Below are 22,825 nucleotides of genomic sequence, written 5' to 3'. Positions count from 1 at the left end.
TAGACCGTCTATAATTTGACGGTCTATTTTTTATTCAAGAAAAGAACAATAAACTTGCACTTCATGCCAAGCCATAATGAACTCTCCACCCATAATAATAACAATAGATGTTAAATGAAACCAGATAAATAAAACAACTAGCCCAATAAGAGAACCATAAGTAATTCCCATATGTGAGAAGTGTAACATATAATAGCTATACCCGGCAGTTAATAGTAACCAAAATACCGTAACAATAAGAGATGTTCCCAAAATTAATCGCCATGATGCAATTTGTTTTTCAGGTGCAAAACGATAGAAAAAACATAATGAAATTACTAATATAGCAAAAGGAATTACGTATTTAAGTAAGGTCCATAACTTAAGTATTACCGTAGGAAAAGTAAAGTAGTAATGCAAAGCATATACTACTCCATTTCCAAAAACCATTAATCCTAAAGATAAAATAATTGCAAAAGATAATAATAAAGTACATACGATAGACTTCATCTTTATAATAAACCAAGATTGTTTATTTCGATCTGTAAAAAAAACTTTATCTACCGCTCGAATAATAATATCAATACCTTGTGAAGCCGACCATATAGATGCAAATAACCCAATAAATAACCACAAACTACTACGTTGAGCTATTACTTTATCAATATGATATTTCATATTAACTGCTATATCCGAAGGAAGATATTGAAGCCATTTAATAATGGTATGTATTTGAGGTGCTGCAAAAAATAAAATTGCATTTACAAAAAATATTAAAAAAGGTATAACCCCAAGAATAAGATAATAAGTAGTTTCTGCCGCTAAAGCACCTACATCATCTCTCATATACCTTTGTACTAATTTTCTAAATAAATACCAACCTTTTTGAGCACAATGAATACTCCCCATAAGAGCTCCTTTATCCAAATAATATATCCGGAAAAATATTTTCCGGATATATGTATCAAATAAATATTATTTTTTCTTCTGTTTTGCGGTTTTATATCTTTCTTGACGAGAAATAATTGATTTTCTCATACGTATATTAACTGGAGTTACCTCCACCAATTCATCATCATTAATCCACTCTAAGGCAGACTCCAAAGTAAATTGACGATGTGGAGGAAGCTTAATAGCTTCATCAGATCCGGATGCACGAGTATTAGTCAAATGTTTTTTCTTACATGGATTTACATCCATATCTTGATCACGACTATTTTCACCAATAATCATGCCCTCATATACTTCAACACCTGCACCAATAAATAATTCTCCTCGATCAAGTACGGAATTTAAGCCATATGCCGTCGTAGTTCCATTTTCAAAAGCAACTAAAGAACCACGTGTACGTCCGGGGATATCTCCCTTATAAGGTGCATAGCCTTCAAACACATGATACATAATTCCTGTACCACGAGTGGTTGTTAATAACTCATTCCTAAACCCGATAAGACCTCTTGCCGGAACAGAGAATTCCATTCGCATATACCCAGCCAATTCATTCATAGAAATCATGTCTGCACGTCTAGGTCCTAACCCTTCCATAACAGCTCCCATATATTCCTGAGGTACTTCTACTGTCAGATGTTCAATCGGTTCACATTTTTTTCCATCAATTTCTTTATAAATAACTTGCGGTTTCGAAATTTCCAATTCAAAACCTTCCCTACGCATCATCTCTATTAAAACAGAAAGATGAAGTTCTCCACGTCCGGATACCTTAAATGCATCTGCAGTTTCTGTGTTTTCAACACGAAGAGCTACATTCGTTTCTATTTCTTTCAAAAGACGTGCACGAATATGACGACTTGTTACATAATCACCATCTTGCCCTGCAAAAGGACTCTTATTTACACCAAAAATCATAGATAAGGTCGGTTCATCAATCTTAATACGTGGCAAAGCTTCAGGTTGATTGCTATCAGCAACCGTTTCTCCGATAGTAATATCTTTAAACCCTGCCATAGCAATAATATCACCAACTTTAGCTTCTGTAGCAGCTGTACGTTTCATTCCCTGCCATACAAAAAGAGAACCGATATGATCATTTCTGCTCTTTTCTCCATCGGTGATACAAACAGGCATTCCTTGTTTCGCCGTGCCTCTGGTAATACGACCAATGGCTACTTTTCCTAAATAATCATCGGAATCAAGAGTAGTTACTATGCATTGCAAAGGAGCATTTTCATCTCCTTCCGGAGCAGGACAATGTTTGATAATCGTATCAAATAAAGGCTTTAAGTCTTCATTATCATCATCCATGCTATACTTTGCTACACCATTTCTTGCGGAAGCATAAATCATAGGAAACTCTAGCTGCTCATCATCCGCTTCCAACTCAATGAACAAATCTAATACTTCCCCTTCTACTTCACTGATTCTTTGATCAGGTCTATCCATTTTGTTGATAACAACAATAGGTTTTAAATGATGTTCCAACGCTTTACGCAAAACGTACTTAGTTTGAGGCATCGGGCCTTCATGAGAGTCGACAACAAGAATAACGCCATCCACCATATTTAAAATACGTTCTACTTCTCCACCAAAATCAGCATGCCCCGGAGTATCTACAATATTAATTTTTACACCATCATGCATTACAGATGTATTTTTAGCAAGAATAGTAATGCCTCTTTCTCTTTCAAGTGGATTAGAATCCATTACTCTTTCTTCTACTTTTTGATTTTCTCTAAAAATATGACTTTGTTTTAACATTGCATCAACCAACGTCGTTTTACCATGGTCAACGTGTGCAATGATAGCAATATTCCTAATATCTTGTCTAATCATTCTTTCTATTTCTCCCGGAAATAACAATATCAATAAGATGTACTATTCATTATACCATGTGTTTGCAATTTTCGTATATGATACTCTACAATATTTTGTTCCCCATAATCAGCTCACAATATTTCTACCAATTATTACAAGATAAAACCGCTTATAAATATAAGCGGTTTTATCTTGATAATTTATTGGAATTTTACATTAAAGTTAAACGGAGTTCGGTTCTTGTATATTATACCACCAGCAATACATGGCAGGAAGTACCAATAATCCAATAGCTGTAGCCAACATCAAACCTCCAATAAAAGATACCGCCATAGGTGCCCAAAATGGATTTGGAATTAAGGGTATCATCCCCAACACATCGGTACCTGATGATAGCATAATCGGTCTAAACCTAAGAGCTGCCGAACTCACTACCGCCTCATAAGGAGACATCCCCTCCTCTAAATGTTGTTTAATTTGGTCTAATAAAATAATACTATTTCTTATCACCATACCGGTAATAGCAATCATCCCGATAATAGACATAAATCCTATCGGCTGTCTGGTTACTAATAAAGTAAGAATAGCTCCAATTAACCCTAAAGGTCCGGTAATCGCTGCCATAACCATTTTAGGAATACTTTGTAACTGGAATATTAAAACCATAAATATAAAGAATGCCATAATCGGTAGTGGTTGCATAAGGTATCTGACCGACTCTTCTGATTGTTCAAGAGAACCGCCCTTTTCTAATCGTGCACCGGTAGGAAGATGCTCTCTAAATTCTTTTAATGTATTGTCAAATAAGTCGGAAGTAACGGTATCTCCTTTCGCCCCTTTTACTACATCGGCACGAATAGTAATAGTAGGTTGCAGCTGTCTTCTCCAAATACTACTCGTTTCATTTTCATAGCTTATTGTTGCAAAATCACCTAAAGGAACGTATCTTCCATTCCCTACATAAATAGGCAATGACTCCAACTGATTAAGTTTTGTAGCATTATCTCCTTCCAGTCTAAATGAAATGGGAATCAATTGATCTCCTTGGTAAGACTCCGATACTTTATATCCTGATAACTGTACATACAAATCTTTAGATACAGCATAATTATCAATACCAAGTTGTCTAACTTTATCTTGATCAATATCCAATTTAATAGTCGGAGTCTGTTCAGGCCAGTCTAAGCTTACATTTCTAACTCTGGAGTCATTCTTAATTAATTCTTGCACTTGATTGGCTAATTCTACAGTTTGTTTTGTTGTATTGGCAGAAATACGAAGCATTATAGGATAATCAGCAGGAGGTCCTGTTTGAATTAAGCGGGAATGAATGCAAACATCCGGATACTTTTCCTCAATGTCTTTCATCAATTCTTCTCGTAAACTGTCTCGCTCATTTTGCCCTGTAGATACGATAATCATCTGTCCATGATTATCTTTAGGTGCTTGTGGATCAAATAATAAAATAAATCGTGGTGCAGTATCTCCAATATAAGTAGCAAAAGAAGATACTCTTTTATCCCCATACAACATATCTGCAATGCCCCCCATCACAGACTTAGTATCTTTTATAGAAGCACCGGCAGGCAAATCTACATCCAGAATAATTTCAGGACGAACCGAATCCGGGAAAAATTCTTGTTTAACAAAAGGAATTAATAATATCGTGAAAACAAAAACACCCCCGGTAAGCAACATCACCGTCTTCTTGTATCGTATACATAATCGGATGGTTTTATCAAACCATGTATACATTTTTTTACTTAAACTATTTTCCTCTTTTTTCTCAGTATCAACTTTAATAAGCTTATATCCCAATACCGGCGAAACAAATAGAGATGCTAACCAGGAAATAACTAACGTAGCTGCCATAACCCAAAATAAAGATTCTGTATACTCTACTGTTTTCCCCGGTGCAAACCCTACAGGAATAAATCCGGCTGCAGTAATTAATGTCCCTGCCAACATAGATTTAGCACTTGATTTGTACGCAGCTTGTGCAGCTTGTAATCGATTAAAACCTTGTTCAAGTTTAACTTGCATCATTTCTATAACAATAATTGCATCATCAACCAAAAGCCCTAAAGATACAATAAGTGCACCGAGAGATACTCTTTGTAAATCAATCCCTTTTATTTGCATAAATAGGAAAGAACCACATACAACAACCGGTATACAAAGTGCTAAAACAATGCCGCTTCGTAGCCCTAAAGAAATGAAACTTGCTATCATAACAATAACAATAGCTTCTATTAAAGATTTTGTAAATTCATGAATAGACTGATTTACTACTTTAGGTTGGTCCGCAACTAAGGATACTTCTATACCTGTCGGCAAATTTTCTTTTATTTCATCAATACCGATTTGTAAATTTTCTCCTAAAGTCAAATTATTTCCACCAGGTGTCATTGATATAGCAATTCCAACTGCCGGCTTTCCATTAAAATACATTAAAGAAGCTTCCGGATCGGTATATGTTTGTTTAACAGTCGCTACATCCCCTAAGTGAAATGATTTTTGCCCAATATGAATAGGTAAATTCTCCAAAGCCTCCGTAGAACCTAAAAGCCCGTCTACACGAATAGCTACATTCTTAGTACTGGTATGTATCATCCCTGAAGGCATCATCGTTCCCTGTTGCTGAATCACTCTAAATACTGCATCCGGACTTAATCCGAAAGATGCTAATTTATTTTGATCCATCTCTACATAAATCATTTGTTGCTGTACGCCTAAAAGTGTAACTCTTTGTACATCCTTAATTCGGAGTAATCGTTCTCTTATTTCATCTGCATACTTTCTCTTATCTTCATAAGAAAAATCATCCCCGGTAATTGCATAAATAGTTCCATATACATCATCAAATCGATCATTAAAAAATGGGCCTCTAACTCCCGACGGAAGACTTGACCAAAAATCCTCTACTAAATTTCGAACATCATGCCATCGAGTTTGAATTTCATCCTTAGATACACTTTCTTTTAGATATACATATATAATAGCTTTTCCATCATGTGTAAAAGATTTAATATAATCAAGCCCTTTAGTATCTTGCAACTTCTTTTCCAAAGGTGTCGTTACTTGTTTTGTTAATTCTTCCGCAGAAGCCCCTGGCCATGCAGCAGTTACTACCATCGTACGTATAGTAAAATCCGGATCTTCACTACGACCCAAATTAAAATAAGACCACATCCCACCTAAAAGAATAGCAATAACAAAAAAGGCCACTATTTGCATATGTTTAATAGACCAATCAGCAATATTTAATCCTTTCATATGCGTACCTCTTCTCCATCTGATAACTTATTCGTTCCGGCAATAACTATACGATCGCCTTGTTTAAGTCCTTCTATTATTTCAATAGAATTCTCTCCATATTTGCCAACTTTAACTGCGACTAAAGAAACTTTCCCATCTTTAACAATCCAAACAGAAGGCTGTTCTTTTTGCCCCGCCATAGCAGTTAAAGGTACTTCTATTCTATTCGTATTCATCTTATTTTCTATAGATACTTGCGCTGTCATACCTATAGTTACATTAGTCGGACAATCTTCTAATGAAACTTTTACATCATATGTTCCTATCCCTGCAGTGGGGGAAGCGGCTTTCTCTTTGATAATCCCTTTTACTTGTACATGAGGTAATGCCCAAAAAGTAACTGTACATGGCATGCCTACGGAATACTCTCCATATTGCTTTTCCGTTAATGAAATATGAACTTCTTTTTGACTATCATCTACCATAAGTGCGACAGGCATTCCTGCCGATACTACTTGCCCGACTTCATAAGAGGTAGATCCAATAACACCGTCTCTATTCGCTCTAAGAGTGGTAAAATCCAAATTATTTTGTGCACGGCTTAATGCTGCCTGTGCTTGTTGTAATTGGGCAGATGCCACTTCATACTGGCTCTGCGTCTGATCCATAGCTAAATCAGAAATAGCATGTATATCATGAAGAGAGCGATACCTGGCTAAAGTAGAATCTGCTAAATTATATGCGGCTTGTGCAGAGATAACAGCACCTTCCGCTGTATTAACTTGTTCTTCCGCATCTTTAGAATCAAGTTTAAATAAGGCTTCTCCTGCAGTTACACGCTGTCCGGACTGCACATATCGTTCTACAATACGTCCTCCGACTTGAAACGATAAGGGGGCTTCAAAATAACCGTGAACCGTTCCGGAAAAACTATGTTTATTTTCAGAAATTTCTTCACCTATAACTATAGTTTTTACTAAAGGAGCAGAATTAGCAGGAGTTGTTTGTTTTCCACAGCCGGACATAGTCACTACTACGCCTACTAGAAACATCATACCTATATTTGCTAATTTATTCATAATAATTCCTCCGCTTTTAGTTTGATTCCATTTATAAATATATCTGCCGCCGACTCAAAATATGCCTCAAGCGACAAGCTTTTATCCAAATCAATCAAATTATTTTTACCTTTAACATCCGCTGCAGTAAAAAAATTGACCATCATACTAATCCATAAAATACAAGCCCCTTCCGGATTCAGGTTTTTTCTAAAAATCCCCTCTTTAATACCTTGTTGGATTGCTTTATACACTTCCAAAAATATAGGTTGATACCAGCTTTTCCACATTTGCTTAAAAGTATCTGTCGTTTTAATTAATTCCCATTCCATAATCCGCAATGATTCCGGGTAAGTAACCACCAAAGACGCAAAAGATTCCATATAGTGACGAATAATAAATTCCGGCATATTATTGGTTAAATCTGTAGTATCTTGAGTTCTTTTTAATATATCTGCCCCCACTTGCAGTATTGCCATATATAATTCTTTTTTACCCCCAAAATAATAGGAAATCGCCGCACTATTCACATCTGCTGCTGCTGCGATATCTCGTATAGTTACACTTTCATATCCTTTAGATGCAAATAAAGATAACGCACTTTCTTCTATTTTTTCTCGTACAGAAATTTCTGTTGCTACATGTGATTCTGTTACTACATCATGATAAAGATTTTTTTTACTTCCAAAATAATAGGAAATAGAAGAGGCCGGAACTTCTGCTTTTTCTGCAATCTCCCGTATACTAACTTTTTTAAAACCTCTCTCTAAAAACAGTTTTTTAGCAACTTTTCTAATTCTATCAACAGTCTTCACAATCTACCCCTTGTAATCAAATGATTAAATCGTTCGAATTTATATAAATAATACCACATCTTAAATCTAAAGGATAGTTTTATAAAATTTATAAACTTTTTCTTTTTAATTATTAGTAATTTACTCTGATAATAATTATGCAATAAAATCAATAAAAAGCTTCTTGTCAATCCAATAATCTATATTTTTTAATAGTAAAAACAATAGGGAGAAATATTTAATATGTTGATTATCCATCTAATCCTATTCTTAGCTATCTTAAAGATATTTAAAATATTTTAAAAACTGCCAAATGGCAGTTTTTATTTACTCCTATATCAAAATTAAAGAAATGTAAAGATAATATATTACCATTATCTTCTATATATATTTACCTAGTATTCATTCTTTTACTTCTTATGAATTATACAAAAGCTATATAGTAAATATTTGTTTATCATATTTTGTAACTAAAAAGCCCTGTACCTCTACTTGGTCCAGGGCCAAAATGCCTGCTTTATAGTTTTATGAATATCTTCTTTTTGCACCGGATTAAAGTATACATGCAAAAGTGCTAATCCTTCTGCAGGAGCTGTCATTCCTAATTGTTTTCTATCCTTTACTTCTAATATATGCATAAGCTGTTCTTTCGTCATTACACCGGTACCTATATCAACAAGTGCTCCTGCAATATTTCTTACCATATGATACAAAAAACCCTCACCGGTAACATAAATTCTGACTATATGTTCATCACGTATTATTTGAATATCTATCAAATTCCGTATCGGATTGGCCGGTACAGAATTATTTCCCCTAAAAGAAGTAAAATCATGTTCCCCTATTAATACTTCTGAGGCAGCTCTCATAAGATTATCATTTAGCAATCTTCCCACTGACCAACAATATCTTCTTAAAAAAGGAGACTCTTCTTTTCTCTCAGAAAGAATATATCCATATGTTTTTCCATAATTCATGCGTCTTACAGAAAAATCTTCTTCCATTTCCCGACTTTGTAGTACACGTACATCTTTAGGTAACATAGCATTGATTGCATAACAAAATCTATCTCCCGGAATTTTTGACTCCGTATAAAATGTGCATTCTTGCCCCCAAGCATGTACACCGGCATCTGTACGTGCTACAAAATATACGATTGTTTTTTTCTGAGTAAGTTTTTCTAGCGCATCTTCTAACAACTGTTGTACTGTCATTCTTGTGGGTTGCCTCTGAAAGCCTGCATAATTGGTACCTTCATAAGATACTGTCATCCATATATTTCTCATATTACTCCATTTTTAAATACCGACTCTCATTATTAGTAAAATAAGAGTTACCAACATGACAGCTGCAAAACCAATCCTATCTTTATTTGTATAACAAAGTTGATGCATTTTACTTCGTCCTTCTCCGCCTCGATAACATCTTGCTTCCATAGCAGTGGCCAAATCATCAGCACGACGAAAAGCCGAAACAAATAAAGGAACCAGTACAGGAATCATACTTTTAGCCTTCTGCATAATACTTCCCGTAGTAAAATTTGCACCTCGAGAAACTTGTGCTTTCATAATACGATCTGTTTCTTCTAATAAAGTAGGAATAAAACGCAATGCAATAGACATCATCATTGCCAATTCATGTGCAGGAACTCCTAATTTATGAAACTTCATTAAAAGAGCTTCTATACCATCAGTTAACACAATGGGACTTGTAGTATAAGTTAATAAGGATGAAAAAGTAATAAGATAAACTAAACGCAATGTCATATAAGCACCATAAACAATTCCTTCTTTACTGGCATGAATAATTCCGAAGGTAAAGAACATTTGTCCCGGAGTTGTAAATATATGAATTAAAAATGTAAATATTAAAATAAACCACAATGGTTTAATGGATTTAACAACCAATTTGAGAGGTATATTCGAGTAAAAAATAGTGAGTGCTAAGAACCCGGTTATTACTACATAAGAAAGTGGAGAAGATGCTAAAAATATAGCGGCAATAAAAATCATCGTACATACAATTTTGGTTCGTGGATCCATTTGGTGAATAAAGGACTCTCCCGGATAATATTGCCCTAATGTAATATCAGTCAACATATGATTCTCCTTTTAGCATTCCTGCCATTTTATTTATTGCATCTTTTATTTCTGTTGCTTTTTCAGGAACAGGAATACCTCTATCTTTCAAATATAACAAGGTATCTGTGAGAGGTGGCACATCTACACCACAATGTAATAATTCTTTCCTATGGTTTAAAAATAAGTCTATAGGATGTCCATCCAATACAATCTTTCCTTGTTTCATGACTAATAAACGATTAGCAAGTCTTGCTATATCTTCCATATTATGCGTAACTAAAATAACTGAAAATTTATTTTTTTCATGCCACTTTTTTACTTGTGAAAATATACGTTCTCGTCCAATTGGATCTAATCCAGCAGAGGGTTCATCCATAATCAAAAACTGTGGGTGCATAGCAATTACACCTGCAATAGCAACACGTCGTTGTTGTCCTCCTGATAAGCGAAACGGAGACCGCTCTGCATAAGTATCATAATCCAACTGTACAAATTGCATAGCATCTTTTACTCTTTCTGTTATTTGCTCTTCTGATAATCCTAAATTTTTAGGCCCGAATGCAATATCTGCTGCTACCGTTTCTTCAAAAAGTTGTTGTTCAGGATATTGAAACACCATACCGACAGTATGCCTTTTGTCTAGAACTTCTTTGTGTTTTCCCGCCAAATCTACACCATCAATAGTTACTTTTCCTTGTGTAGGATGCAATAGTCCATTAAGATGTTGGATAAAAGTTGACTTTCCGCTTCCGGTGTGTCCAATAATACCAACAAATTCGCCTTTATTAATCGTTAAAGTAATATTATCAAGAGCCTTTTTTTCATAAGGAGTCCCTTTTCCATAAATATAACTTATTTCTTTAACCTGAATTGACATAATTCGTCTCCCAATTCCTCATTTGTCATGCAATTATTGCTAATAGAAACTCCCTTTTCTGCTAAGTAATAAGATATTTCAGTAGGAACCGGAACATCTAATCCTGTGTTTTTCAACCCTTTTACATCAGAAAATACATCTCGTGCAGAGCCTTGTTTAACAATCTGACCTCTATTCATAACTACCACACGATCCGCCATAACAGCTTCTTCCATAAAGTGTGTAATCAAAACAATGGTAATACCAAGATTCTTATTAAGATATTGAATCGTATCCATAACTTCTTTTCGACCGGAAGGATCTAACATAGCAGTCGGTTCATCTAAAACAATACATTGTGGATGCATAGCTAAAACGCCCGCAATAGCTACTCGCTGTTTTTGTCCTCCGGATAACATACCTGTTGCATGATGTTTATAAGATTCCATATCTACTCGCTGTAGTGCTTGCGTCACACGTTTGATAATTTCTTCTCTGGGAACACCTAAATTTTCCGGACCAAAAGCAACATCATCTTCTACAATAGATGCGACTAGTTGATTATCCGGATTTTGAAAAACCATTCCTACAGTTTGCCTAATCTGCCAAGTATTCTCAGAATTAGATGTAGACAATCCATTAATAATTACATCTCCTTCACTAGGAAGTAAAATCCCATCTAAATGTCTAGCTAATGTAGATTTTCCCGACCCATTTGTTCCTATAACAGCCAGAAATTCACCTTTATAAATATCTAAAGAAACTCCTTTAAGTGCATAAAAAGGTTCTTTATCTTCTGTTTCATATATATGTGTCAATTTATTGATTGTGATTAAATTTTCTTGGTCATTTCTCTGATGTATCTCTTTATTACTTGAATTATTTATAAATTCCATATAGCCCCACTCTATTATTTTATAAGTAAATGTAAACCCCTCTAATAATAAAAAAACACAATTAAAATTGTCAATGTATAAATATATTATCTGTCTTTATAATAAAAACTATATCCATTTAAAATGTTTTAATGCATTATAAATCCCATTTTCATCCACATTATCCGTTACATAAGCGGCTTTGTTTTTTAACAATGGATGTGCATTCCCCATAGCGATGCACATCCATTCTTTTCTAAACATAGAACAATCATTTAATCCATCTCCAAATATCACCACTTCATAATTTTGCACATTCTTACTTTGGAGAAACTTAAAAATACCCCGTTCTTTGGAAGTAGGCTCTATTAAAAGAATATCATTTTTAAGACGGACATGGCTTAATCCATAAAAATTAAGATTCGATTCTTCTTCCAACGGGCAAGATACAAAGATTTTAAACACCTGTTTTATCGTATGTATATCAAAATCAGGAACTACAATGGTTTCATAGTAAGAATCTCCGGTTTCTTCCAGATAAGAAGTATCTAAAGTATATTTTTGCATCTTATTTTCTACAGTAATTGCCCACGAATAAACACCTTGAATTCCTTCTAAAAATTTTTTACAACTCACTAGCGGAAGACTCTCATGACATATAATCTGATTATGGATAGTTACACCATTTCCTCCATCGGAAATAACTGAATCAATCCCTAATTCGTGTGCCAGGGAAATAGCGTCACATTGTAATCTTCCCGTTGCCAACACAAGAGTTCCCTCTTTGTTTTGCAACTCTCTTAAAGCATTAACTGTGCTCCTGGGAATACATGAATCAAGTGGAGAAGTCAGCGTTCCGTCAATATCAAAAAAGAAATACTTTCTCAAAATTTTCTCCTCAAAATTTTTATTATAATAGTCCTGTAACACATTGTACCATAGTAGCAATTTATAACCGGATAGCAAAAAAGTCATGCTTTTATGCATGACTTTTATTCACTTACTCAATCGTACAAAGAGTTTGCTTCCCTTGTACAACCTGTCCAACATTTACATTTATTGCCTTAACTACACCGGATACGGGAGCCGTAATTGTATTCCCCATCTTCATAGCTTCAAGAACCATTAACTCATCACCTTTATTTACAGGTTCTCCTACTTTTGCTGTAATAAAAGTAATTTTCCCCGGCATAGGTGCCTTAACCTGCAAGCCACCTTCAGCAACTACCGGCTGTTTATCTTCTTTATGTTCTGCTTTATTCATTAATCGCTCTAATGCAGCAGAAGAACGTGCAGGAGCAGAAGAATATGTTGTGGGTTGTGGATGTATAGGTGCGGATACAGTAGGTGCAGTTCTAGGTACTACCGGTGCTGTTGGTGCTGACGTAGTAACAGGTGCTGACACCATTCCAACCGTTCCCATAGAATTCCCATTTGTACATTCCGTAACTTCTACATCATATACATGTCCATTGACCTTTACTGAAAATTTTCTCATTATATCCTCCTCGGATTTTTATTTATTACTTTTAACCAGTTCATTAAAATCTTTGTGAATTAGAAATATTTTCTATGCGCCCCGCCATTTTCCACCGCTCAGAAACTCGTGGACGGATAGAAACTATTTTTCCTCTAATTCCCATACATTGAATAGCAGCTATAATAGCGGCAACTACAGCCGGTTCCGGAGTAACCTCAACCGTTGAAGGATATTTAGAAGTAGGAAGCGTAGAAATCGATACGACTTCTCTGACAACTTCCTTTGCTATCTTCGGTACAATCTCCTTTTGTATTTCTTTTGTTTTTTCTTGAGTGGTCTCAATTTTTTCTACCGGTAAAGCCACCTCTTTTACAACTGACACTGTTTTTTGGGTTTCTTTTGTATGTAATTTTATGGCAGTCAAAATACGGTTAAGCATATATAGTACACTCAATGTAACTATTACTGTAAATATGCTAATTCCTATCACTATCTTACTCATGTATATTACCCTTTCTACATCACATACATAAATTAAAGTGGCATACTTCCATGTTTCTTAGATGGATGTACTTGATGCTTGCTCGCCAACATTTTTAATGCATTAATGATAGACGGACGAGTGTACTTAGGATCAATAACTGCATCTACATAACCAAGTTCTGCTGCTTGATATGGTGATGCAAAATTTTGCTTATACTCTTCTGTTAATTTAGCCTGCTCTTCCGGTGTATTTTTTCTAAAAATAATTCTTGCTGCCCCTTCCGCACCCATAACTGCAATTTCTGAAGATGGCCATGCAAATACTTGATCAGCACCTAACTGGCGACAGCACATACCTATATAAGCACCGCCATACGCTTTACGTGTAATAACAGTAATTTTAGGTACCGTAGCTTCACAATATGCATATAAAATCTTCGCCCCATGTCGAATAACACCGGCATGTTCCTGCTGACTACCTGGCAGAAATCCGGGTACATCTACCAAAGTAACTAAAGGAATATTAAAACAATCACAGAAGCGTACAAAACGAGCTATCTTATCCGAAGCATTATAATCCAAACAGCCTGCCATTATTTGTGGCTGATTTGCTACAATACCTACGGTTTGCCCGTCCATACGTGCAAATGCTGTAATTGCATTCTTAGCCCAATGCTTTAATACTTCATAATACTCCCCTTTATCTACCAAAGATTCTATAATCTGATACATATTATATGAAGTATTTGCTTCGTCCGGAATAATAGAATCTAAAGCAGGATCAATTCTTGTTGGTTCATCATCTGTATCCATAATAGGAGAGTCTTCCATATTATTGCTTGGTAAGAAAGATAAAAGGTATCGAATTTGCGCAATACAGTCTTCATCATTTTCTGCTGCAAACTGAGACACCCCGGAAATACTATTATGAGCCATAGCACCACCAAGTTCCTCTGCTGTGATTTGTTCCCCGGTAACAGATTCTACTACTTTAGGTCCGGTCAAGAACATTTGTCCGGTATCTTTAACCATATATACAAAATCCATTAAGGCAGGAGAGTATACGGCGCCACCGGCACAAGGTCCCATGATAGCACAAATTTGTGGAATAACTCCGGATGCCAATGTATTTTGCATAAACATATCGCCAAATCCGGCAAGTGCAGATACGCCTTCTTGAATACGTGCCCCACCTGAATCATTCATTCCTACAATAGGAGCCCCTACTTTTATTGCCATTTTTTGAACTTCTACAATTTTTGAAGCATGAGCCTCTCCCAATGAGCCTCCACTCACTGTAAAATCTTGTGCAAAAGCAAATACAAGACGCCCATTAACAGTACCATATCCGGTAATAACTCCATCTGCCGGAAGGTCTTTAGTCTCCTGCCCAAAATAATGGCAATTATGCTTACGCAATGCACCAATTTCGACAAAAGAAGATTCATCAAATAACAAATTCAAACGTTCACGTGCTGTTAATTTTCCGCGTGAATGCTGTCTTTCTATCTGTTTTTCTCCACCCATTTTTTGGATATGTTCGAGTTTTTGATGAAGAAGCTCCATCTTTTCAGCAACAGATGCCATTATATACCTCCCAAATTGGTTTCTTTACTATGATTACATAAATTTTTCTATAAATTTTAAATATAAATTCTCTATATATCGGCATTTATTATAGCATATTTCACCACGTATTAACACCTTGTGCTAATTGGAATTTACTGACGCATAGAATCTTGTTCTTTCGGTTCTGTAGAATGACTTATATCTACGTAACAACTCATAAATAAAGCCATCATAGACCAATAACACATAGAGATAGAAACACTGAATAAGGTGTAATCTCCTATTCCATTTACACTAATAGCCGCTACCGCAGCTAAAGTACCTAATCCCATCGCTTTATAAAAAGAATTCGTTACTGTTGAATACAATCTCCACGCATACCACGCATGTCCAAATAGTATAAAAAAATAAGAAAAAGCACCTAAAAATCCAATAGTTGCAATCATCGAAAGATACATATTATGTGCATGATATATAAGTATTCCCGCGTCTTTAACTAAAGAATCATACATAGGATATGTTAAATAAAAAGTTCCCCAACCACAGCCCAATAAAGGAAAATCTTTAATTATATCCAATGTATTCGCCCACAAAGTAAACCGCATACCAACAGAAGTATCGTGAGTGGAAAACAATGATAAAAATCTTAAAACAACTTGTCCTTCATAAAAATAAAGTATAAAAGGAACCAATGTAAAAAGAGTAAAGATTTTCTTATCATATATAGATGCATAGATAAATAAAATAAATAATAGACTAATCCAAGCTCCTCTAGAATAAGTAAGTGCTAAACAAAGAGTAGCTACACTACCTATTCCCATTAAAATAACTTTATTTTTTATTTCTTTTTCAAACAAAAAGAACGCTCCTACATAACTAATCACAATTAAAAAGTAGGTTGCACAAAGATTGGGATTCTCCAGTGTCGAATACATTCTGCGATACAAGTGAGGAAATTCTTTAGTATCTACCCATTCCTGATTTATCACATGAGCAATCATATAGTCAATATGAATATATTGCCATATCCCATATCCCGCTACAGTAGCTGCCGCTCCTAAAAAACACAAAAGTAACTTTTTTTTCTTTTTTATAGTATCCAAATAAGAAACAATAAGCATATATAATATGGCATACATACAAGGTAAAAAAAACCAATTAAATATGCTAAATATTTTATCTAAAGAATTAATAACTGAGCAAAATGAGCATATTAAAAAAGCAGCACCTACTTCACAAAGCGATCCTGCTTTCCACTCCACTTGCCTTACAGCATACATACGATATATAGACATCAAAAAAGCTATCACTAACGGTATATAAAACCATGTTGTTAAAGGCAATAAAAAAACTGTCACATAAAGAAGTTTACCTATATTTTCTCTAGAGCACAGGGAAATTATTCCCTTTTGATTTTGCATATATACTCCTTCTATCAGTAAGCTATTTTCTGCTTTTTATTACTTTATTATATCACAATAAAGTATCTATGCTTATAAATACATGCAGCCGTTTGATATATTTAAAATTTAATCTTTTAAATACCATACTCTACACTACATTCTTATAGATAACAATATCTACAAGAGGAAGATATTCAGATGAATTTAATTATATCAATGCTTCTCTTCTATTCGTACCATATAATACATGCATAAACTAAAAATATATACTATTTTTTATATAGTGAGATGACATGAAATACTAAAAAATCATAACAGAATAACCTATAGAAATACCTATAGAAATACCTATTGTTGATAAATTAATTTTATACATATCAAAAGGTTATCACATATAGGTTACATAGATAAATCCCGTTATTCTATGGATTCCAACTGAATCTTTCTTTTAAAAATTTAAAACTTACGCTTAGTTTGGTTAGCTAATTCTGTTTGTGTTTTACCTTCAATTACAAGATTTTTATTTATCTTATATTTTATTAATAACATTCGTACACTTGATTATAACTGCCATATTTAAACACCTCTTCTCCTTTACAAAATAGTAAAAGGAAAAGAGGTGTTTAAAAAATGATTAAAATGTATTCGCCTTTATTTGGCAATTAGTCGGATTGATAGCATCACCTGAGATTATCATACTATAATATTAAGTAACCGTCTAGATATGATGTGTTTGTTATTTAGTTGTTTTAAAAAAGATGAGAATTTTTTAATTTTCAAGAGCAGGTATTCATTTAAGCTATATCAAGTTATATTAAACCTGTATTTTTAAAATAACTAAAAGTTTGATATTCTATTCACATACTAAATAGCATTCACTAATTATTAAGGAGGAACTATATATTATGAAAACAAGTATAAAAGCATTCGCAATTATTTGTGCAGGCATTCTTACTGCAGGAGTTCTTACCGCTTGCGGAACAGAAAAAAATGTAAGTTCTCAAACAGCATCCACTATTAAAGTAGGAGCTTCCCCTTCTCCCCATACGGAAATATTAAATGCAGTGAAAGACCAATTAGCTAAAGAAGGGGTAAATTTAGAAATTGTTGAATTTAATGATTATGTACAACCTAACCTGGCATTGAGCGATGGCAGTCTGGATGCCAACTTTTTCCAACACGAACCCTATCTAAAAGAGTTTTGCGAAACGAGAGGATTGCAACTTGTTTCATTAGGTGGCGTACATATTGAACCGATGTCCGCTTACTCGGATAAAGTAAAATCTATTCAAGAATTACAAGACGGTGCAACTATTGCAGTTCCTAACGATCCCACTAATGAAGGACGTGCCTTATTACTATTGCAATCTGCAGGTTTAATCAAACTTCGTGATGCAGCCTCCTTAACCGCTACACCACAGGATATTATTGAAAATCCACATCACTTTAAATTTACAGAACTAGAAGCTCCGCAATTGCCTCGTACTTTACAAGATACCGATTTAGCAATTATTAACATGAATTTCGCATTAGATGCTAAGTTAGATCCTAACAAAGCCATTCTAACAGAAGGAACAGATTCTCCTTATGCAAATATTATTGCAGTTCGTAGCGGAAATGAAAATAGACCTGAACTTCAAAAACTCATTAAAGCATTAACAAGTGAAGAAGCAAAAACATTTATCGAACAAAAGTACAAGGGTAGTATCATCCCTGCATTTTCAACTAAATAATAAATGTATTATAAATCAAAAAGACAGTGAACACTCACTGTCTTTTTGATTTATAACTAAAATAGATATCTCCTATTATCGACAAATTATATTTTCTAATAAACTCAATAATTCTGCCTTTCCATATCCTTTTAACGAGGAATATAGAATTGGAGAATGATTGGTAGGAAATAAATTTGCTATTTCACGTTTATTTTTATTCTTCTCTCCAGCATTTAGTTTGTCACCTTTAGTTGCTATAATTTGAAGCGGTATATGCAAACCACAAAGCCATGCATAAGCCTCTCTATCAATAGCAAGTCCGGGATGTCTTGCATCTACTAACAAGCATAAAAGTGCAAGCTGCGGAGACTTTTTTATATATTCCGCAATAAAAGTAGACCAATCTGCCGTATTTTTATTATTAGTTTTAGCAAAACCATATCCGGGTAAATCTACTAAATGCCATCGTTGTCGTTCTTCCACGCCATCTACTTGTCTACGTGATTGTACATCATAAAAATTAATCGTACGTGTTTTACCCGGCTCTCTACTGACACGAGCTAATTTTCTATTGCCACAAAGCGAGTTAATCAAAGAAGATTTCCCTACATTAGATCTCCCGATAAATGCAATTTCCAATTTATCTTGAACAGAAAAAGTATCCCAACGAACAGTTGACCCTTGATAAGTTGCTGAAAAAATATGAAATTTGCTTATTTCTTTTATCTCAGCCATGTAAACCTCCTATAGGCATCGTGAAAATACGTAAAAAAGGAAGCAGGTTTCCCTGCAATCCTTTATTTCATCAGCGCATGTTTAAGTACTTCATCTGCATGCTTAACAAATACAATATGCATTCTGTCACGCACATCTTCCGGAATTTCTTCCACATCTTTTTTGTTTTTTTCCGGTAAAAGTACTTGTTTAATCCCCAATTGATCAGCAGCTAATACTTTTTCTTTTACTCCACCAATCGGAAGCACTTCGCCCAACAAATTAATTTCACCGGTCATTGCGGTATCACTACGAACTTTTCTCCCAGTCACAGCAGAAGCAATAGCTGTTACAATAGTCACCCCTGCCGATGGTCCGTCTTTAGGAACTGCCCCCTCCGGAAAATGAATGTGAAGATCTAATTTTTCCCAAAAATCATTTTTTAATTGAAGATCTTCTGCACGACTCTTTACATATGTATAAGCCGTAGATGCAGATTCTTTCATTACATCTCCAAGTCGACCGGTTAAAGTAAGTCTTCCTTTCCCTGCAATGGCAATCGCTTCTGTATCAAGTACTTCACCACCTGCCTGTGTCCATGCCAAACCATTCACTCGACCTACTGCAGCTGGATGTTCCTCTGCCATCGGCATGAATTTCACAGGACCAAGATAAGTGTCAAGAGTTTTGGCTGATAACGAAGGCATGGTATCATCTTTCATTACAATTTTCTTGCCGACTTTACGACATAAAGTACCAATAGTACGTTCTAACTCTCTTACACCTGCTTCTCTCGTATAGAAACGAATGATTTTACGAAGTAACGCATCAGTAAAGCGAATCTGCTTAGCTGTTAATCCATTTTGTGTTCTCTGGCGCGGCACTAAATATTTTTTTGCAATTTCCATTTTTTCATTTTCGGTATAACCGGATAATGAAATGACTTCCATACGATCCAATAAAGCGGAAGGAATCGTAGATAAAGTATTAGCGGTTGCGATAAAAAACACTTTAGATAAATCATAAGGAATATCAATAAAATTATCGTGGAAAGATTTATTCTGTTCCGGATCCAATGCTTCTAAAAGTGCAGAAGCCGGATCTCCTCTAAAATCAGAACTTACTTTATCAATTTCATCCAACAGTAGCAATGGATTGACAGTTTTTGCTTGTTCCATAGCTTCTATAAAACGCCCAGGCATAGCTCCGATATATGTTCGTCGATGCCCTCGGATTTCTGCCTCATCATGAACTCCGCCTAAAGAAATACGTGCAAATTTACGTCCTAAAGAACGGGCAATAGAATGTGCCAAACTGGTTTTACCAACTCCTGGTGGTCCTACAAAACACAAAATAGGACCTTTGGCTTCCGGTGCTAAAATGCGTACAGCTAAATACTCTAGAATTCTTTCTTTTATTTTTTCTAATCCATAATGGTCTTCATCCAAAAGTAATTTTGCCCGAACCAAGTCCAGATTATCCTTACTTTCATTTTTCCAAGGAATGTCAAAAATCCAGTCTAAATAATTTCGAATAATAGCAGTTTCTGCCATCATAGACGGCATAGTTTCCAAACGTGAAATTTCCTTATTCACTTTTTTCTTATATTCTTCAGGAATACCGCTTGTTTCTAATTTTTGTCTATATTCTTGTGCTTCTTCCTCTTCGGATATACGATCACCCAACTGATCATGAATGGTTTTAATTTTTTGACGTAAGAAGTAATCTCGCTGATCTTTTTCCATATTAGCACGTACTTTACCATTAATTTGTGCTTCAATTTCTCCAATTTCAATCTCATCATTAAGATAAGCAGATACCATCTTCATACGTTCAGAAATAGAAGTAGTTTCTAATACAAATTGCTTCTTTTCTGCACGAATAGGAATTTGTGACGCAACAAAGTCCGCTAAATGCCCCGGATCGGTAATACTTCTAATTTCAGAAACAATATTATCCGGAAGTCCTTGTTTAGTTTCATGAAGCAAATCAAAAAACCTACGCATAATAGTTCTTCGGTAAGCTTCTTCTTCAATAGGTTTTTCGCTTTCTACATCTAAAGGACTGTAAGTTCCGATTAAATGGCTATTGTTTCTGGTAACTGCCATTACCTTTACTCTAGATATTCCTTTGACAAGAACTCGAATAATCCCGCCGGGAAGCTGTAGCATTTGCTCTATTTTCACTAAAGTTCCTACCGTATGTAAATCAGATTCATTAGGTTCTTCTACATTAGGATCTTTTTGCATAACCATAATAAGATATCTATCATTGGAAGAAGCACTGCGCACACTTGCTACTGAATCCGCCCTACCAATATCAAGATTTGTGGTAATTCTAGGAAAAACAACCATATCACGTAATGCAACGATAGAACGTGTTACAGTTTCTTTATTTTCTATATCAATCATATTTAATCCTCCATTGTGCTTATTGTATCATAGTCAAGTTTATTTCTGTAGAAATAATACATTATGCCAGAAGAGAATCTTCCAAAGGATTCTCTTCTGGCACACACAGTGAGTTTTTATTGCTATCTATTTTTCTATAGACATATCTTTATGAATAAGTACAGGTTGTTTTCGTTGTGTAACTACATCTTTGGTTACAATGCACTTATCTACATTCTTCATGCTAGGTATTTCATACATGACCCCTTGCATGATTTTTTCAATAATAGAGCGAAGCCCTCTAGCTCCTGTATTTCTCTCGATAGCTTGCTGTGCTATAGATTGAATGGCATCTTCCTCAAACTCTAATTCTACTTTATCTAACTTTAACAGCTTTTTATACTGCTTTATCAATGCATTTTTAGGCTCTGTTAACACTTGAATTAAAGCGGACTCATCTAATTTATCTAAAGTTACAACAACCGGTAACCTTCCTATAAATTCAGGAATTAATCCAAACTTCAGCAAATCTTCCGGTTCAATTTCCTGTAATAAATTTTTCTTATCTTTATCCGCCTTAGTTTTGATATCTGCACCAAATCCGATCGTACTTTTAGTCATACGATCTTCGATAACTCTTTCCATGCCGTCAAATGCACCGCCACAGATAAACAGAATGTTACCGGTATCAATATGAATCATTTCTTGATTGGGATGTTTTCTTCCACCTTGAGGCGGAACACTTGCTTCCGTCCCCTCTAAAATTTTAAGAAGAGCTTGTTGTACACCTTCTCCGGATACATCACGTGTAATAGACGGATTTTCGGACTTTTTTGCAATCTTATCTATTTCATCAATATAAATAATTCCACGTTCTGCTTTTTCTATATCATAATCTGCAGCTTGAATTAATCGGAGTAATATGTTTTCAACATCTTCTCCAACATATCCCGCTTCTGTCAAATTAGTGGCATCTGCTATTGCAAACGGCACATCTAAAAAACGCGCTAAAGTTTGTGCTAATAAAGTTTTTCCACTACCGGTAGGCCCTAACATAATAATATTAGATTTCTGAAGTTCAACCGCATCTTCTTCCGTATCCATAATGCGCTTGTAGTGATTATATACGGCTACAGCTAATGCAATTTTGGCATCTAACTGCCCTATAACATATTCATCTAAATATTTTTTGATTTCTTTAGGAACCGGAATATCGAACTTTTTTAAATCTCTTTTCTTGGCTTGTCTTCTTTCCTGTACTAAAATATTTTCACAAACTTCAATGCATTCATTACAAATATAAACATCAGGTCCTGCAATAATGCGATCTACTTCTTCTGCAGTTCTTCCACAAAAGCTACATACAGGAGTGGTTGTTTTTAAAGTATCGCTCACAGA

The 22,825-nt window shown here is 34.9% G+C and carries 18 protein-coding genes; 1 reads left to right on the top strand and 17 read right to left on the bottom strand.

Features of this window, described 5'->3' with window-relative positions; genetic code table 11:
- Positions 1-30 precede the first annotated feature (30 nt).
- The 14 genes from BCB69_RS01085 to BCB69_RS01020 all read right to left on the bottom strand — a co-directional run bounded on the left by BCB69_RS01085 (position 31) and on the right by BCB69_RS01020 (position 16,626).
- Entirely contained in the window at positions 31-888 is an 858-nt protein-coding gene (locus BCB69_RS01085; protein WP_022513941.1) for a YihY/virulence factor BrkB family protein, read from the bottom strand.
- Between the two features lie 66 nt (positions 889-954).
- Complete coding sequence (typA, locus tag BCB69_RS01080) at positions 955-2,769, bottom strand: translational GTPase TypA (protein ID WP_022513940.1); 1,815 nt, start codon at positions 2,767-2,769, stop codon at positions 955-957.
- A 204-nt stretch (positions 2,770-2,973) separates the two neighbouring features.
- On the bottom strand, positions 2,974-6,027 hold the full coding sequence (locus BCB69_RS01075) for an efflux RND transporter permease subunit (RefSeq protein ID WP_069176757.1): 3,054 nt from the start codon (positions 6,025-6,027) through the stop codon (positions 2,974-2,976).
- Positions 6,024-7,088, bottom strand: a complete 1,065-nt coding sequence (locus tag BCB69_RS01070) for an efflux RND transporter periplasmic adaptor subunit (RefSeq protein ID WP_069176756.1) — start codon at positions 7,086-7,088, stop codon at positions 6,024-6,026. Before BCB69_RS01070 ends, BCB69_RS01075 begins: the two co-directional genes overlap by 4 nt.
- Positions 7,085-7,882 (bottom strand): TetR/AcrR family transcriptional regulator, encoded by a 798-nt coding sequence (locus BCB69_RS01065; protein WP_022513938.1) that lies wholly within the window; start codon positions 7,880-7,882, stop codon positions 7,085-7,087. Before BCB69_RS01065 ends, BCB69_RS01070 begins: the two co-directional genes overlap by 4 nt.
- A gap of 467 nt (positions 7,883-8,349) precedes the next feature.
- Positions 8,350-9,147 carry a tRNA pseudouridine(38-40) synthase TruA gene (gene truA / locus BCB69_RS01060; RefSeq protein ID WP_069176755.1) on the bottom strand — a complete coding sequence of 266 codons (798 nt, stop codon included), beginning with the start codon at positions 9,145-9,147 and terminating at the stop codon, positions 8,350-8,352.
- A gap of 12 nt (positions 9,148-9,159) precedes the next feature.
- On the bottom strand, positions 9,160-9,960 hold the full coding sequence (locus tag BCB69_RS01055) for an energy-coupling factor transporter transmembrane component T family protein (RefSeq protein WP_069176754.1): 801 nt from the start codon (positions 9,958-9,960) through the stop codon (positions 9,160-9,162).
- Positions 9,950-10,819, bottom strand: a complete 870-nt coding sequence (locus tag BCB69_RS01050) for an energy-coupling factor transporter ATPase (protein ID WP_022513935.1) — start codon at positions 10,817-10,819, stop codon at positions 9,950-9,952. The genes BCB69_RS01055 and BCB69_RS01050 overlap by 11 nt, the downstream gene beginning before the upstream one ends.
- Positions 10,795-11,694, bottom strand: coding sequence for an energy-coupling factor transporter ATPase (locus BCB69_RS01045; protein ID WP_022513934.1), 900 nt, complete (start codon positions 11,692-11,694; stop codon positions 10,795-10,797). The genes BCB69_RS01050 and BCB69_RS01045 overlap by 25 nt, the downstream gene beginning before the upstream one ends.
- A gap of 108 nt (positions 11,695-11,802) precedes the next feature.
- On the bottom strand, positions 11,803-12,561 hold the full coding sequence (locus tag BCB69_RS01040) for an HAD-IIB family hydrolase (RefSeq protein ID WP_022513933.1): 759 nt from the start codon (positions 12,559-12,561) through the stop codon (positions 11,803-11,805).
- 112 nt (positions 12,562-12,673) lie between these two features.
- On the bottom strand, positions 12,674-13,171 hold the full coding sequence (locus BCB69_RS01035) for an acyl-CoA carboxylase biotin carboxyl carrier protein subunit (protein ID WP_069176753.1): 498 nt from the start codon (positions 13,169-13,171) through the stop codon (positions 12,674-12,676).
- A gap of 43 nt (positions 13,172-13,214) precedes the next feature.
- Positions 13,215-13,655, bottom strand: coding sequence for a hypothetical protein (locus tag BCB69_RS01030; RefSeq protein ID WP_159049958.1), 441 nt, complete (start codon positions 13,653-13,655; stop codon positions 13,215-13,217).
- 32 nt (positions 13,656-13,687) lie between these two features.
- Positions 13,688-15,223: an acyl-CoA carboxylase subunit beta gene (locus tag BCB69_RS01025; protein WP_069176751.1), complete on the bottom strand. Its 1,536-nt coding sequence runs from the start codon at positions 15,221-15,223 to the stop codon at positions 13,688-13,690.
- Between the two features lie 134 nt (positions 15,224-15,357).
- A complete protein-coding gene (locus BCB69_RS01020; protein WP_069176750.1) occupies positions 15,358-16,626 on the bottom strand; it encodes an O-antigen ligase family protein in 1,269 nt (422 codons plus the stop codon).
- Between the two features lie 887 nt (positions 16,627-17,513).
- Between BCB69_RS01020 and BCB69_RS01015 the strand changes: the two genes are divergently transcribed.
- Positions 17,514-18,341, top strand: coding sequence for a MetQ/NlpA family ABC transporter substrate-binding protein (locus BCB69_RS01015; RefSeq protein WP_022513929.1), 828 nt, complete (start codon positions 17,514-17,516; stop codon positions 18,339-18,341).
- A gap of 75 nt (positions 18,342-18,416) precedes the next feature.
- On the opposite strand, the gene yihA is transcribed toward BCB69_RS01015, so the two are convergent.
- The 3 genes from yihA to clpX all read right to left on the bottom strand — a co-directional run bounded on the left by yihA (position 18,417) and on the right by clpX (position 22,822).
- Positions 18,417-19,058 (bottom strand): ribosome biogenesis GTP-binding protein YihA/YsxC, encoded by a 642-nt coding sequence (gene yihA, locus BCB69_RS01010; RefSeq protein ID WP_069176749.1) that lies wholly within the window; start codon positions 19,056-19,058, stop codon positions 18,417-18,419.
- 62 nt (positions 19,059-19,120) lie between these two features.
- Positions 19,121-21,448, bottom strand: coding sequence for an endopeptidase La (gene lon / locus BCB69_RS01005; protein WP_069176748.1), 2,328 nt, complete (start codon positions 21,446-21,448; stop codon positions 19,121-19,123).
- A gap of 126 nt (positions 21,449-21,574) precedes the next feature.
- The gene (clpX, locus tag BCB69_RS01000) at positions 21,575-22,822 is read right to left on the bottom strand and encodes an ATP-dependent Clp protease ATP-binding subunit ClpX (RefSeq protein WP_069176747.1); all 1,248 of its coding nucleotides are present in this window, start codon (positions 22,820-22,822) and stop codon (positions 21,575-21,577) included.
- Positions 22,823-22,825 lie beyond the last annotated feature (3 nt).

Source organism: Dialister pneumosintes (assembly GCF_001717505.1).
GTDB classification, from domain to species: domain Bacteria; phylum Bacillota; class Negativicutes; order Veillonellales; family Dialisteraceae; genus Allisonella; species Allisonella pneumosinta.
Note: the sequence above shows the minus strand (reverse complement) of the source record. Positions and strands in the feature narration are given on the sequence as shown.